Annotated in this window: 14 protein-coding genes; 10 read left to right on the forward strand and 4 right to left on the reverse strand. The window is 44.9% G+C overall.

Annotated features, from left to right (window positions below; all coding sequences use genetic code 11):
* Positions 1-95: 95 nt before the first annotated feature.
* Both FLM53_RS10915 and FLM53_RS10920 read right to left on the reverse strand, forming a co-directional pair.
* Positions 96-839 (reverse strand): copper homeostasis protein CutC, encoded by a 744-nt coding sequence (locus FLM53_RS10915; RefSeq protein WP_017632985.1) that lies wholly within the window; start codon positions 837-839, stop codon positions 96-98.
* Between the two features lie 316 nt (positions 840-1,155).
* Positions 1,156-1,764: a peroxiredoxin C gene (locus FLM53_RS10920; protein WP_004740353.1), complete on the reverse strand. Its 609-nt coding sequence runs from the start codon at positions 1,762-1,764 to the stop codon at positions 1,156-1,158.
* A 210-nt stretch (positions 1,765-1,974) separates the two neighbouring features.
* Here FLM53_RS10920 and FLM53_RS10925 point away from each other — a divergent pair, with 210 nt between their 5' ends.
* Positions 1,975-2,880 (forward strand): hydrogen peroxide-inducible genes activator, encoded by a 906-nt coding sequence (locus tag FLM53_RS10925; RefSeq protein WP_017632986.1) that lies wholly within the window; start codon positions 1,975-1,977, stop codon positions 2,878-2,880.
* A 74-nt stretch (positions 2,881-2,954) separates the two neighbouring features.
* Here FLM53_RS10925 and FLM53_RS10930 read toward each other — a convergent pair whose 3' ends face one another.
* Positions 2,955-3,401: a CBS domain-containing protein gene (locus tag FLM53_RS10930; RefSeq protein WP_176681930.1), complete on the reverse strand. Its 447-nt coding sequence runs from the start codon at positions 3,399-3,401 to the stop codon at positions 2,955-2,957.
* A gap of 334 nt (positions 3,402-3,735) precedes the next feature.
* Between FLM53_RS10930 and queA the strand changes: the two genes are divergently transcribed.
* The 5 genes from queA to secF all read left to right on the forward strand — a co-directional run bounded on the left by queA (position 3,736) and on the right by secF (position 9,401).
* Complete coding sequence (gene queA / locus FLM53_RS10935; protein ID WP_176681929.1) at positions 3,736-4,788, forward strand: tRNA preQ1(34) S-adenosylmethionine ribosyltransferase-isomerase QueA; 1,053 nt, start codon at positions 3,736-3,738, stop codon at positions 4,786-4,788.
* Between the two features lie 195 nt (positions 4,789-4,983).
* Positions 4,984-6,120, forward strand: coding sequence for a tRNA guanosine(34) transglycosylase Tgt (gene tgt / locus FLM53_RS10940; RefSeq protein WP_017056177.1), 1,137 nt, complete (start codon positions 4,984-4,986; stop codon positions 6,118-6,120).
* Positions 6,121-6,232: 112 nt separating this feature from the next.
* Complete coding sequence (gene yajC / locus FLM53_RS10945; protein ID WP_010440492.1) at positions 6,233-6,562, forward strand: preprotein translocase subunit YajC; 330 nt, start codon at positions 6,233-6,235, stop codon at positions 6,560-6,562.
* A gap of 20 nt (positions 6,563-6,582) precedes the next feature.
* Positions 6,583-8,439, forward strand: coding sequence for a protein translocase subunit SecD (secD, locus tag FLM53_RS10950; RefSeq protein WP_123309911.1), 1,857 nt, complete (start codon positions 6,583-6,585; stop codon positions 8,437-8,439).
* Positions 8,440-8,453: 14 nt separating this feature from the next.
* Positions 8,454-9,401, forward strand: a complete 948-nt coding sequence (gene secF / locus FLM53_RS10955) for a protein translocase subunit SecF (protein WP_086716169.1) — start codon at positions 8,454-8,456, stop codon at positions 9,399-9,401.
* A gap of 273 nt (positions 9,402-9,674) precedes the next feature.
* Here the strand turns inward: secF and suhB are convergent, their stop codons facing one another.
* Entirely contained in the window at positions 9,675-10,478 is an 804-nt protein-coding gene (gene suhB / locus FLM53_RS10960; protein WP_017062520.1) for an inositol-1-monophosphatase, read from the reverse strand.
* 181 nt (positions 10,479-10,659) lie between these two features.
* Between suhB and trmJ the strand changes: the two genes are divergently transcribed.
* From trmJ to iscU, 4 genes are all read left to right on the forward strand, one after another.
* On the forward strand, positions 10,660-11,388 hold the full coding sequence (trmJ, locus tag FLM53_RS10965; protein WP_123301608.1) for a tRNA (cytosine(32)/uridine(32)-2'-O)-methyltransferase TrmJ: 729 nt from the start codon (positions 10,660-10,662) through the stop codon (positions 11,386-11,388).
* Between the two features lie 116 nt (positions 11,389-11,504).
* The gene (gene iscR, locus FLM53_RS10970) at positions 11,505-12,026 is read left to right on the forward strand and encodes a Fe-S cluster assembly transcriptional regulator IscR (protein ID WP_010440512.1); all 522 of its coding nucleotides are present in this window, start codon (positions 11,505-11,507) and stop codon (positions 12,024-12,026) included.
* Positions 12,027-12,053: 27 nt separating this feature from the next.
* Entirely contained in the window at positions 12,054-13,268 is a 1,215-nt protein-coding gene (locus tag FLM53_RS10975; RefSeq protein WP_017629866.1) for an IscS subfamily cysteine desulfurase, read from the forward strand.
* Positions 13,269-13,301: 33 nt separating this feature from the next.
* Positions 13,302-13,679 (forward strand): Fe-S cluster assembly scaffold IscU, encoded by a 378-nt coding sequence (gene iscU / locus FLM53_RS10980; protein ID WP_004735094.1) that lies wholly within the window; start codon positions 13,302-13,304, stop codon positions 13,677-13,679.
* Positions 13,680-13,728 lie beyond the last annotated feature (49 nt).

The raw sequence follows: 13,728 nt of genomic DNA on the forward strand, positions 1-13,728 counted from the left end.
TCCATGAGTCGCCATATCGAGTCTATTAATATACGTGACTTCTAGGCTTTTACTAGCCATGTTGTGTTGGGATTTCGTCAGCTCTGGGTGCTTATCTATTTGTTGAGGGATGCTATCAGGTCTTGAATCTTTGCTGTGCTCGTTACTGGGATTAAGTAGTCGTCTACGTCGTCGTGCCCCATTTGAGCTTGAGAAGCTTGTGTCATGAGGCTTGGTCTTGTCGACTTACCGGAGAGGTGCAGCGCTTGAACGTTAGTGTGCTTGAGAATTTCTCGGCCATTTTCAGCGGTAACGCCTGCCCCAGCCATAATATCTAAGCGGCTTTGAGTGAGCGTAACCATTTTCTTGAGAATGTCTTTTCCTTGCTCTGCGTTACTTGCTAAGCCTGAAGTTAAAACACGTTCACAACCTAGCTCGATAATCTGTTCTAGAGCCTTTTGGTAATCCTTAAGTTGGTCGATAGCACGATGAAAGGTTACGCCAAGCTTTAGCTGGTGGGCTTTTGAGGTTAGTGTGTTCATCGCAACCATGTCTATTTCACCTTGAGCGGTAAGCACACCTAACACCACACCATCTAAGCCAGCATCAGCTGCGGCTTGGATATCATCAAGCATGCACATCATATCGTCATTATCGAAGATGAAGTCACCTTGTCTTGGGCGAATCATTGCATACACGGGAACCGACGAGATACGAGCGGCTTGCTTCATCATTCCGAAGCTCGGAGTCAATCCACCAAGTGCTAGTGAAGAGCAGAGCTCAATACGATTAGCTCCGCCTGCTAGGGCATTGTGTAGGGATTCTAGGTTATCGATACAAACTTCAATTTCGATGTTCATGATACTTTACTCGTTCAAATTGAGACTGAGGAAATCATAGCAATCTTGAGACGATTCTGAATAGGTAGCAGTAGAGGAAAATAGGGGTAAAGTTTGGCTTTGCGGTTACCTCTATTTATTGTGAAAAAGAGTATAGATTTAATTGTTGCTAAAGTGTGTAAAAACAAAAAGCCCGAAGCGTTAACTTCGGGCTTTGAATAAGACTTTACTTCTTAACTGATTGGCGGTGCGCTTTGCGCTGTTAGCTTATGCTTTATTTCTCTTTAAAGAGATTCATCCAACCATTAACCCGTGTTGAGGCGGGCTTAAGAGGTAATTACTTGCTTAGGTCGTCAGCGTGCTCAGATAGGAATGCTGCAACACCTTTTGGAGATGCGTCCATACCTGATTTACCTTCTTCCCATTGTGCAGGACAAACTTCACCGTTCTTTTCGTGGAAGTTTAGTGCGTCTACCATGCGTAGCATTTCATCGATGTTACGACCTAGTGGAAGATCGTTAACTACTTGGTGACGTACAAGACCGTCAGCGTCGATTAGGAAAGAACCACGGAAAGCAACGCCTGCTTCTGGGTGCTCAACATCGTATGCTTTACAGATTTCGTGCTTAACGTCAGCAACTAGTGGGTATTTAACTTGACCGATACCGCCATCAGCGATAGCAGTGTTACGCCATGCGTTGTGAGAGAATTGAGAATCGATAGAAACACCAATTACTTCAACGCCTTTAGCTTGGAAATCTTCTAGACGGTTGTCGAAAGCGATTAGCTCTGAAGGACAAACGAAAGTGAAGTCTAGTGGGTAGAAGAAAACAACCGCTTTCTTACCTTTAGTGAACTCTGCGAAGTTGAAGTTATCAACGATCTCACCGTTACCTAGAACAGCTGCTGCAGTAAAGTCAGGGGCTTGACGACCTACTAGTACCATTTTGGAATCTCCTAAAAAATTAGTTGGCCCAACACATCTTTGTTTGGGCTCCGTTTCTACGCGACAAACTATAGTACAATCGGTACTATAGAAAAAAGCGAATTAAATAGATTAAGTTCATCGAAAAAAGCGATAAGCTTATTCTTTGTCCTTTTCTCAGGTCTTATGACCTTCGTTTAACTTATCCTACTCATATTACAAAGTAATTTCATGAATAAATGGCCAAGTCTTAAGCAACTTCACTATCTTGTTACTCTTCACGAAACACGCCACTTTAGCGACGCCGCTGATCGCTGTTTCGTTAGCCAATCGACGCTAAGTAAAGGCATTCAAAACCTAGAAGAGCTTATCGGTTGTCCTCTTTACGAGAAGAAAGATAAAAAGAGTCCACTTGTTTTCACTCAAGCGGGAGAGCTGGTGGTTAAGCATGGTCGAGAGTTATTGGCGAAAGGACAGGACTTGGTTGAACTCGGAAACCTATGTAATGGGGATGCGATGCAAGGTCAGTTGCGAGTAGGGTGTATCCCTACCATTGCACCATTTCTTTTGTGCGACTTGGTACAAGAAGCTAACCAACGCTTTCCTCAGCTAAACCTGCTGCTACGCGAAGACACAACAACGAACTTACTCGCGGCATTGCGCCACGGTGAGTTAGACGTGTTGATTCTGGCTCTGCCTGTCGATATCGACAACATGGAAAGTAAAGTGGTTGGGCAAGACCCTTTCAGAATGGTGATCAGTCGCAATCAAGCGGATGGCATTCGTGTCCCTATTAAATATGACGACCTGCCAGACGAATCTGTATTTTTGTTGGAGAACGAGCACTGTTTAACCGAACACGCGGTATCAGCGTGTAAGTTAACCGACAAAGAAAAGATCAATCCGTTTACAGCGACGAGTCTTCATACATTAGTGCAAATGGTAGCAAATGGGTTAGGAACCACCTTTATTCCGCAAATGGCTATCGACCACGGCCTGCTGGAAAATCAGAACCTAGTGGTTATCGATCCACCAGGCCAGCAAGCATACCGAGACATCGGCCTGGTTTGGCGTCCAAGCTCATCACGCCGCGAAACATTTCATCAGTTAGCAGATGTGGTTTCTGAGTTGCTTTAAAATCTCAGTGTACGAATAGATAAAAATCTACCTTTGAGCGGCTATGTAAGCCGCTCTTTCTATAGCTTCGAGCGCTACTCTACTTCAGCTTCTTCTGGCTCTACTTCTTCCTGTAGCTCTAGCAAGTTTATCGCGATGGTGACGAAGTCGCTGTCAGTGATAATGCCGATCAATTCGTGGTTATCGACGACAGGTAAACAGCCCACCTTGTGTTTCTGCATATAAATAGCTGACTCTTTTAATCCTGCACGTGGTTCTACCGACATAACGCTTTTGTGCATGATGTCGTTGAGTGGTGTTGAAAGGGTAAAAGATTGAGCTTGAGGGATGTTTTGTAGACTGGATTCTTGGGCTGCGAGAACATCTCGCTGAGTAACCACACCAAGCAGCTTTCTGTCGGCATCGACGACTGGGATATGGCGGATATCAAGCGCTTCCATCATGTGCTTTGCATCGGCCAGTGAGTGTGAGCGCAATAGAGTATGAGGGTTGCGAGTCATCATATCTTCAACCTTGATCATACGAACCTCCTTATTTTTTATTTGTTGCTATCACTATAGTTTTTTATCCAAAAAATAACTGAGAGCTGGCGCATTTTTGAGGGAGTTTTATGCAACTAATTCTCTGACTTGAAGCGGTGAATCAGTAGCATTATTTTACGCCTCTTTACAATAATCCATCGCTGTAAACCTTGCTATTGCGGCTCGTGTGCCTATACTAGCCCACTGCGAAATTTTTAGTCGTGTTTGCGCTTTGTTTACGGTAACGGTTTACTTACTATAACGATTGATTAGCGACAACGATTTATTATTCGTCAACAGCACAAATCTCATCAACTAAGACAAGACTAGACACATGCAAGTTTCAGATTTTCACTTTGACCTACCAGATGAACTTATTGCTCGCTACCCTCAAGAAGAGCGTACAGCAAGCCGCCTGCTTAAATTAGACGGTAATAATGGCAACCTGACAGATGGTTCGTTTAAAGACGTTTTAGACTTGGTTGAGCCAGGCGATCTTGTTGTTTTCAATAACACGCGCGTGATTCCTGCTCGTGTATTCGGTCGCAAGGCATCAGGTGGTAAGCTTGAAGTGCTGGTTGAGCGTATGCTTGATGAGAAAAGTATTCTAGCGCATGTTCGTTGTTCTAAATCACCTAAACCGGGCACTAAGTTGTTCCTTGGTGAGAACGATGAGTATGAAGCTGAAATGGTGGCGCGACATGACGCGTTATTTGAAATCCATTTCACATCTGATCAAAGCGTTTTAGAAATTCTGAACAGCGTTGGTCATATGCCGCTACCTCCTTATATTGATCGTCCAGATGAAGACGCAGATAAAGAGCGTTATCAGACGGTCTATAATGAGAAGCCGGGTGCGGTTGCCGCTCCAACAGCGGGTCTTCATTTTGATGACAAGCTAATGGCTGACATGAAAGAGAAAGGTGTTGAGTTTGCTTACGTGACGCTTCACGTTGGCGCTGGCACATTCCAGCCCGTTAAAGTAGACAACATCAATGACCACCACATGCATGCTGAGTACGTTGAAGTACCACAAGAAGTGGTTGATGCTGTTGCAGCGACTAAAGCGCGTGGCGGACGCATTATTGCGGTTGGTACAACATCGGTTCGCTCATTAGAAAGTGCTGCGCAAGATGCATTGAAGAAAGGTACAGAGTTAGTGCCGTTCTTTGGTGACACTGAAATCTTCATCTTCCCTGGTTACGAATACCAGTTGGTGGATTGCTTGATTACCAATTTCCACTTACCAGAATCAACGCTGATTATGTTGGTAAGTGCATTTGCAGGTTACGACAACGTGATGGGCGCATACGATCACGCAGTGAAGAGCGAATATCGTTTCTTCAGCTACGGTGATGCCATGTTCATCAATAAGAAAACAAGCTAATTTAAGCTAGTTATAAACGATATACATAAGAATTTACGGGTGCTAGCAGTAAGCTAGGAGTCGGGCAGGGTGTCTGTCTAATCTCTCGCAAGGAATACGCGACCGCTCCTCATAGAACCCACTGGACTGAACTTTTGTTTGGCTTAAGGTTCTGAATTAACAGTCAGATTGTTTCTCTGGCATATTGGAGGCTTCGTGAAATTAAAATACGAACTTAAAAAAACTAATAGCGGCGCACGTCGTGGTCAACTTCAGTTTGAACGCGGTACCGTTGAAACCCCAGCATTCATGCCTGTAGGTACTTACGGTACTGTAAAAGGTATGACACCTGAAGAAGTGAAAGACACAGGCGCTGAAATTCTATTAGGTAACACATTCCACCTATGGCTACGTCCTGGTCAAGAAATCATGAAGATGCACGGCGACTTGCACGATTTCATGAACTGGCACGGTCCTATCCTGACTGATTCAGGCGGCTTCCAAGTATTCAGCCTAGGTGCAATGCGTAAGATCACTGAAGAGGGTGTTCACTTCCGTAACCCTGTAAACGGTGACAAGATCTTCATGGACGCTGAGAAGTCTATGGAAATCCAAAAAGACTTAGGTTCAGACATCGTAATGATCTTTGACGAGTGTACGCCTTACCCTGCGACACACAAAGAAGCAAAAGACTCAATGGAGATGTCTCTTCGTTGGGCTGAGCGTTCACGCAACCACTTCGACAAGCTTGAAAACCCGAACTCACTATTCGGTATCGTTCAAGGTGGTGTGTACGAAGACCTTCGTGATGTATCTGTTAAAGGCCTAACTGAAATTGGTTTTGACGGTTACGCAGTTGGCGGCCTAGCAGTAGGCGAACCAAAAGAAGACATGCACCGTATTCTTGAGCACACATGTCCTCAACTGCCTGAAGATAAGCCTCGTTACCTAATGGGCGTAGGCAAACCAGAAGACCTAGTTGAAGGTGTTCGTCGTGGTATCGACATGTTTGACTGTGTAATGCCAACGCGAAATGCACGTAACGGCCACCTGTTTGTGACTGAAGGTGTGATCAAGATCCGTAATGCGAAGCATAAAACCGATACAACACCACTAGATTCAGAGTGTGACTGTTACACTTGTAAGAACTACAGCAAGTCGTACTTACACCATTTGGATCGTTGTAACGAAATCCTAGGTGCTCGACTGAACACGATTCATAACCTGCGTTTCTACCAACGAGTAATGTCAGACATTCGTCAGTCTATCGATGAAGACCGCTTTGAAGAGTTCGTTGCAGAGTTCTACGCAAGAATGGGGCGTGAAGTGCCACCACTAGGTAAAGAATCTTAGTATTTCTTTTTTTGCGAGCCCTATCTCTCTTCCGAGTGATGGGGCTTGAAAATAAAGGGATGCAACCCAATTAGACAAACAATTACGAAAATATAAATAGAGGATGTTTTAAATGTTTATTTCTCAAGCTCACGCAGCAGCAGAAGGTGCACCAGCAGGCGGCGGTTTCGAAATGCTTATCATGCTAGGTATGTTCGCTGTGATCTTCTACTTCATGATCTACCGTCCACAAGCTAAGCGTGTTAAAGAGCACAAGAACCTTATGTCTTCTATGGGCAAAGGCGATGAAGTTCTTACAAGCGGCGGCCTAATCGGTAAGATCACTAAGATTGCAGAAGACAGCGACTACGTTGCTATCGAACTGAATGCAAACAACGAAGTAGTTATCAAGAAAGACTTCGTTACAGCAGTGCTACCAAAAGGTACTCTGAAATCTCTATAAACAGCTAGAGGATCCTCGCTGTGCTAAACCGTTACCCGTTATGGAAGTACCTGATGGTGGTGTTTACTATCGCCATCGCTGCGTTGTACGCACTTCCGAATATATACGGTGAAGATCCGGCAGTTCAAGTTACAGGGGCGCGTGGCGCCTCTGTAGATATGTCTACGCTGGATGCTGTCACCAATGCTCTTGAAGCTGAAAACCTTTCTACGAAATCCGTTGCTCTAGAAAACGGTTCCATTCTTGTTCGCTTTAACGATACAGACTCTCAAATTAGTGCCCGTGATGTCATCACTGAAGCATTAGATGAAGATGTAATCGTTGCTTTAAACTTAGCGGCTTCAACTCCTGATTGGCTTGAATCTATTGGTGCTGCACCAATGAAGCTTGGTCTTGACCTACGTGGTGGTGTTCACTTCTTGATGGAAGTGGATATGGACGCTGCGATGCAAAAGCTGGTGGGCCAACAAGAAGAAGCGTTCCGTAGCGAACTTCGTGAAGAAAAAATCCGTTACCGTGCAATTCGCCCATCTGGTAAAGATGCGGTTGAAGTGATTCTACGTAACGCAGAACAGCTTGCTGAAGCGAAATCGCTACTGCAATCTAAGCACCAAGACATGACGTTTGTGGATTCTGAATCTAACGGTCGTTTTTCTTTGGTTGCTAGCTTCACAGAGACTCGTCTTCAAGAAATCCGCAACTATGCGGTAGAGCAAAACATTACCATTCTACGTAACCGTGTGAACGAACTTGGTGTTGCTGAGCCTTTGGTTCAACGTCAAGGCGCTAGCCGTATCGTAGTGGAATTGCCTGGTGTTCAAGACACGGCTCGTGCTAAAGAAATTCTTGGTGCGACGGCGACACTTGAGTTCCGTGAAGTGGATAGCAGTGCTGATTTAGCCGCTGCCGCTTCTGGTCGTGCCCCTGCGGGTAGTGAAATCAAGCAAGATCGTGATGGTCGCCCTGTGGTACTTAAGAAGCGCGTTATCTTAGGCGGTTCAAGTATTACTGATGCAAGTTCAAGTGTTGATGAATATGGTCGCCCTCAAGTTAACATCTCGCTAGACAGCGAAGGTGGTAGCAAGATGTCAGCGTTCTCTCGTCAGAATATCGGTAAGCTAATGGCAACGGTATTTGCAGAGTACAAAGACAGCGGTCGTAAAACACCTGAAGGCCGAGTGATCTTAAGTAAGCACGAAGAAGTGATTAACCAAGCGACGATTCAGTCTGCACTTGGTCGTAACTTCCGTATTACTGGTATCGACTCAACGGCTGAAGCTCATAACTTGGCACTTCTACTTCGTGCTGGTGCTCTAATTGCACCTATCTCGATTGTAGAAGAACGTACGATTGGTCCATCTATGGGTCAACAAAACATCGATATGGGTATCATGGCGATGGTTTGGGGTATGGCTGCAGTAATGCTATTTACACTGCTTTACTACCGTAGCTTTGGTCTGATTGCGAACGTTGCACTAATGGCTAACTTGGTGTTGATTATCGGTGTGATGTCGATGATTCCGGGGGCAACCATGACCCTGCCAGGTATTGCCGGTATCGTATTAACGGTCGGTATGGCGGTCGATGCGAACGTTCTGATCTTTGAGCGTATACGTGAAGAGCTTCGAGATGGACGCAGTCCTCAACAAGCGATTCACCAAGGTTACGCGAACGCATTCAGCACAATCGCCGATGCCAACATCACCACACTACTAACAGCAATCATTCTATTTGCTGTGGGTACTGGTGCGATTAAAGGCTTCGCGGTAACGCTGTCTATCGGTATCTTGACTTCAATGTTTACAGCTATTGTCGGAACACGTTGTATCGTGAACCTGATGTATGGCGGCAAACGCGTTAAAAAACTGTCGATCTAAGGCTAGGAATTAATATGTTTCAGATTCTAAAAGCAGACAAAATGATCGACTTTATGCGTTGGTCAAAGGTTGCCTTTGTTTTTTCTATCTTGATGATTGGTACTGCTATCTTCACCCTAACAACGAAATCGTTGAACTGGGGTCTAGATTTTACTGGCGGTACTCTGATTGAAGTTGGCTTTGAACAACCAGCACACCTTCCTGATATCCGTAGTGCACTAGAAGCCGAAGGCTTTGGTGATGCAACGGTACAGAACTTCGGTTCAGCTCGTGATGTAATGGTTCGTCTACGTCCACGTGATGGCGTAGCGGGCGAGACGCTTGGTAACCAGATCCTTTCTGCTATTGAGAGCGGTACTGGTGAGCAAGTTGAAATGCGTCGTATCGAGTTCGTTGGTCCTAACGTGGGTGACGAATTAACAGAAGCTGGTGGCCTTGCTATCTTAGTTTCTCTTATCTGTATCTTGATCTACGTATCAGTGCGATTTGAATGGCGTTTGGCAGCGGGTGCGGTATTAGCACTTGCGCACGATGTTATCATCACACTTGGTGTGTTCTCTCTAATGCAAATTGAGGTAGACCTAACCATCGTAGCAGCCTTGCTAACGGTAGTCGGTTACTCCCTCAACGATACCATCGTTGTATTCGACCGTATCCGTGAGAACTTCCGTAAGATGCGTAAAGGTGAAGCTCCTGAAGTACTGAACAGCTCAATCACACAAACATTGAGCCGTACATTGATCACTTCTGGTACTACGTTGTTCGTAGTTATCGCACTGTTCGTTCAGGGCGGCGCTATGATTCACGGCTTTGCAACCGCACTTCTACTAGGTATTACGGTTGGTACTTACTCTTCTATCTACGTTGCATCTGCACTAGCTATGAAGTTGGGTATTACGCGTGAGCACCTAATGCCACCACAAGTGGAAAAAGAAGGTGAAGAGTTTGACGAAATGCCTTAGGCCTTGGCTTAACAAGTTTCGCTAAACCAAAAAAACCGCTAGGCAACTAGCGGTTTTTTTACGTCTGTATTCTAGGGGAAGCTAAATACAATTTAACGTTGAAGTGAGTTGTACTTCATTTCACTAAGAGACATTCTGATCGTATCTCGTATCTCGTATCTCGTATCTCGTATCTCGTATCTCGTATCGCAGATACAAAAAAGCCCCGCGATTGCGAGGCTTTGAAATTTCTACTCTCCCTTGAAACAGGGAGCTTTTAACGTAAGGCCTGAATTACTTCAGCATACCTTCGTTAGCGTTCTCACGAACGTGCTTAAGAATAGACTTAACACCACGTGCGCTTGAAGCAACAACATTACCAGAAGTCATGTAATCAGTACCGCCAGCAAAGTCAGTCATGATAGCACCAGCTTCACGAGCGATTAGGTCGCCAGCTGCTAGATCCCATGGCTTAAGGCCTAGTTCTAGGTAACCATCAACACGGCCAGCAGCTAGGTAACATAGGTCAAGAGCAGGAGAACCTGTACGACGGAAGTCAGCACAGTCGATGAATAGACCAGAGATGATCTTCATGAAAGATTCAGAGTGTTGTTTTTGCTTGAATGGGAAACCAGTCGCTAGAACAGTACCTTGAAGGTCTTTAAGTTGAGTAACACGCATACGAGCGTTGTTAAGTTGAGCGCCAGCGCCACGTTGAGCTGTGAATAGCTCGTTTAGCATTGGGTCATAAACACAAGCAACTTCTGTACGACCGTTCATGCGAACAGCGATAGATACAGAGAAGTGAGGGAAACCTTTTACAAAGTTGTTGGTGCCATCTAGTGGGTCAACGATCCATTGTACGTCAGAGTCTTTACCTTCAGTCAGGCCTTTCTCTTCAGAAATAATGCTGTGCTCTGGGTAAGATGCTTTGATTGTCTCAATGATCATGTACTCAGCTTCTTGAGCAATGTTAGTAACGTAATCGTTGTTACCTTTTAGAGACGTTTCGATCTTATCAGTTGTTTCTAGAGATTTAGCAATATGGTTGCCAGCTTTACGCGCAGCGCGTATCGCAATGTTTAGCATTGGATGCATATGGTTTTTCCCACAAGATGTTAAAGAACAATTTAAAGCGGCGGCGAGTATACCAAAGTTTTACCAAAAGGGAAGTGGTTATTTTTTGAACTCTTGGTTTCACATTCCGCGAAGGGTCTGACCATTTTACTTTGCTATGTGTTAATATCTCGCGATTATTTTTAAAGTGGTGTCATATAGCATGTTAGACAATGTAAAAGTCGTTCTGGTTGGTACGTCTCATTCGGGAAATATCGGATCAGCAGCTCGCGCAATGAAAGTGATGGGTTTGAGTCAATTAGTTCTTGTAGACCCTCAATGTGAAGTTGACGAGCAGACCTTAGCACTGGCTGCTGGTGCAGGTGACATCGCAGAAAACGCGACGATTGTTTCTACTCTTGAAGAAGCAGTAAAAGACTGTGGTTTGGTTGTGGGTTCAAGTGCTCGTTCTCGTACGCTTGAATGGCCAATGCTCGAGCCTCGCGAGTGTGGTGAAAAGTTTGCGGTTGAAGGTCAGAAGCACCCGGTAGCATTAGTCTTTGGTCGTGAGCGTACTGGCTTAACTAATGATGAGCTGCAGAAGTGTCATTACCATGTATGTATTCCAGCTAACCCAGAATACAGCTCGCTAAACCTAGCAATGGCAGTACAGACACTAAGCTACGAAGTACGTGTTGCACACCTTGATATGGTCGCTAGCCAATATCAGCCACAGCAACAAGATGAGTACCCACGTCACGACGAACTAGAAATGTTCTATGAACACCTTGAAAAAGTGATCATCGATACCCAATTTATCTCTAAGGATAAGCCGGGTCAGGTAATGAACAAGTTACGTCGTCTATTTAGCCGTGCTCGTCCAGAACTGCAAGAAATCAACACACTTCGCGGTATTTTGACTTCGATTGAGAAGAGCAAAAACGACAAATAAAGCCCATACAATAGTTAAGGGTGAATACCTGACTAAAATAGTCAACTAAATACTTGACCAATTTAGTCGGGTATGGGAAGATTCCAACCACATAAACAATGTGGATACGGTGTGATATGAAACTTACATCTAAAGGAAGATATGCGGTAACAGCTATGCTAGATGTAGCACTGCATTCGCAAAAAAGCCCAGTTCCTCTGGCTGACATTTCAGAGCGACAAGGCATCTCGTTATCTTACTTAGAGCAACTTTTTTCTAAGTTACGCAAAGCTGGCTTAGTTGCTAGTGTTCGCGGCCCTGGTGGTGGTTACCGTTTAGGTGCTGAAGCGAGCGATATCGCTGTCGGAACTGTGATTGCAGCAGTAGACGAATCAGTGGATGCGACTAAGTGCCACGGTCGAGCAGATTGCCAAGGTGGCAGTCGTTGTTTAACTCACACTTTATGGCGTGATTTAAGCTCCCGAATCAGCAGCTTCTTAAACGACATTACGCTCGGTGAGCTAATGAAAGATAACGAAGTTTTAGAAATTTCTGATCGTCAAGATATCGATCTTGCGGTTAATAATGGTTTTGCACATAAAAATACGAGCACTACAACGATTAGTGCAGCACCTCACGGTGTTAATGCCCGCTCTTAGCGGTCAGTTTTTACATTGGAGTAGAAAATGAAACTGCCTATTTACTTTGACTATTCAGCTACATGCCCAGTCGATCCACGAGTTGCTGAGAAAATGGTTCAGTGCATGACGATGGACGGTAACTTCGGTAACCCTGCATCTCGTTCACACCGTTACGGCTGGCAGGCAGAAGAAGCAGTAGATAATGCTCGTGAGCAAATTGCTGACCTACTAAATGCAGACCCACGTGAAATTGTTTTCACTTCAGGTGCTACAGAGTCAGATAACCTTGCTATTAAAGGTGCAGCGCACTTTTACGAGAAGAAAGGTAAGCACGTAATCACGTGCAAAACAGAACACAAAGCGGTTCTTGATCCATGTCGCCAACTAGAGCGTGAAGGTTTTGAGGTCACTTACCTTGAGCCAGAAGCAAACGGCATCATCGATCTAGACAAGCTACAAGCTGCAATGCGTGAAGACACTGTTCTAGTTTCTATCATGCACGTTAACAACGAGATTGGTGTAATCCAAGATATCTCTGCAATCGGCGAACTATGTCGTTCACGCAAGATCATCTTCCACGTTGATGCGGCTCAGTCTGCGGGTAAAATCCCACTAGACGTACAAGAAATGAAAGTTGACCTAATCTCACTTTCAGCTCACAAAATGTATGGTCCTAAAGGTATCGGTGCACTTTACGTTCGTCGTAAGCCACGTATCCGTCTTGAAGCGCAAATGCACGGTGGCGGTCATGAACGTGGTTTCCGTTCAGGTACGCTTGCTACTCACCAAATCGTGGGTATGGGCGAAGCTTGTGCTGTTGCTAAGCAAGACATGCAGAAAGATTACGATCACGCACTAGCACTTCGTGAGCGCCTACTGAAAGGTGTTCAAGATCTAGAAGCGGTAACGGTAAACGGTGACTTAGACCAACGTGTACCACATAACCTAAACGTGAGCTTTGCTTTCGTTGAAGGTGAGTCTCTGCTTATGTCTCTAAAAGACCTAGCGGTATCATCAGGTTCTGCATGTACATCAGCAAGCCTAGAGCCTTCATACGTTCTACGTGCTCTTGGTCTGAACGATGAACTGGCACACAGCTCAGTACGTTTTTCATTCGGCCGTTTCACAACGGAAGAAGAAATCGACTACGCGATTGCACAAATCCGTGTAGCGGTAAACAAATTACGCGACATGTCTCCTCTATGGGATATGTATAAAGAAGGGATTGATTTGAACACTGTTGAGTGGGCTCATCACTAATCTCACGGAAATAGAGGATTCGAGGTAACTATCATGGCATATAGCGAAAAAGTAATTGATCACTACGAAAACCCACGTAACGTAGGTTCGTTTGATAAAGAAGACCCAAGTGTAGGTAGCGGCATGGTTGGCGCACCGGCTTGTGGTGACGTAATGAAACTGCAAATCAAAGTATCTGCAGAAGGTATTATTGAAGACGCAAAATTCAAGACTTACGGTTGCGGTAGCGCGATCGCTTCTAGCTCACTAGTAACTGAGTGGGTTAAAGGTAAGAGCATTGATGAAGCAGCGGCTATCAAAAACTCTGAAATTGCAGAAGAACTAGAATTGCCACCAGTGAAAGTTCACTGTTCAATTCTTGCTGAAGATGCAATCAAAGCAGCAGTTGCGGATTACAAAAAGAAGCACTAATCGCTTCTACAAGGTAATCACTTCAAAAAAGTAATATTTGGGAGCATCC

This window comes from Vibrio sp. Scap24 (assembly GCF_013394185.1).
GTDB lineage: Bacteria > Pseudomonadota > Gammaproteobacteria > Enterobacterales > Vibrionaceae > Vibrio > Vibrio pomeroyi.

Excerpts from the sequence above, each read along its gene's own strand:
- FLM53_RS10915 (WP_017632985.1), bottom strand. The coding sequence starts at position 839 with ATGAACATCGAAATTGAAGTTTGTATCGATAACCTAGAATCCCTACAC.
- FLM53_RS10920 (WP_004740353.1), bottom strand. The coding sequence starts at position 1,764 with ATGGTACTAGTAGGTCGTCAAGCCCCTGACTTTACTGCAGCAGCTGTT.
- FLM53_RS10925 (WP_017632986.1), top strand. The coding sequence starts at position 1,975 with ATGAATAAATGGCCAAGTCTTAAGCAACTTCACTATCTTGTTACTCTT.
- FLM53_RS10930 (WP_176681930.1), bottom strand. The coding sequence starts at position 3,401 with ATGATCAAGGTTGAAGATATGATGACTCGCAACCCTCATACTCTATTG.
- queA (WP_176681929.1), top strand. The coding sequence starts at position 3,736 with ATGCAAGTTTCAGATTTTCACTTTGACCTACCAGATGAACTTATTGCT.
- yajC (WP_010440492.1), top strand. The coding sequence starts at position 6,233 with ATGTTTATTTCTCAAGCTCACGCAGCAGCAGAAGGTGCACCAGCAGGC.
- secF (WP_086716169.1), top strand. The coding sequence starts at position 8,454 with ATGTTTCAGATTCTAAAAGCAGACAAAATGATCGACTTTATGCGTTGG.
- suhB (WP_017062520.1), bottom strand. The coding sequence starts at position 10,478 with ATGCATCCAATGCTAAACATTGCGATACGCGCTGCGCGTAAAGCTGGC.
- trmJ (WP_123301608.1), top strand. The coding sequence starts at position 10,660 with ATGTTAGACAATGTAAAAGTCGTTCTGGTTGGTACGTCTCATTCGGGA.
- iscR (WP_010440512.1), top strand. The coding sequence starts at position 11,505 with ATGAAACTTACATCTAAAGGAAGATATGCGGTAACAGCTATGCTAGAT.
- FLM53_RS10975 (WP_017629866.1), top strand. The coding sequence starts at position 12,054 with ATGAAACTGCCTATTTACTTTGACTATTCAGCTACATGCCCAGTCGAT.
- iscU (WP_004735094.1), top strand. The coding sequence starts at position 13,302 with ATGGCATATAGCGAAAAAGTAATTGATCACTACGAAAACCCACGTAAC.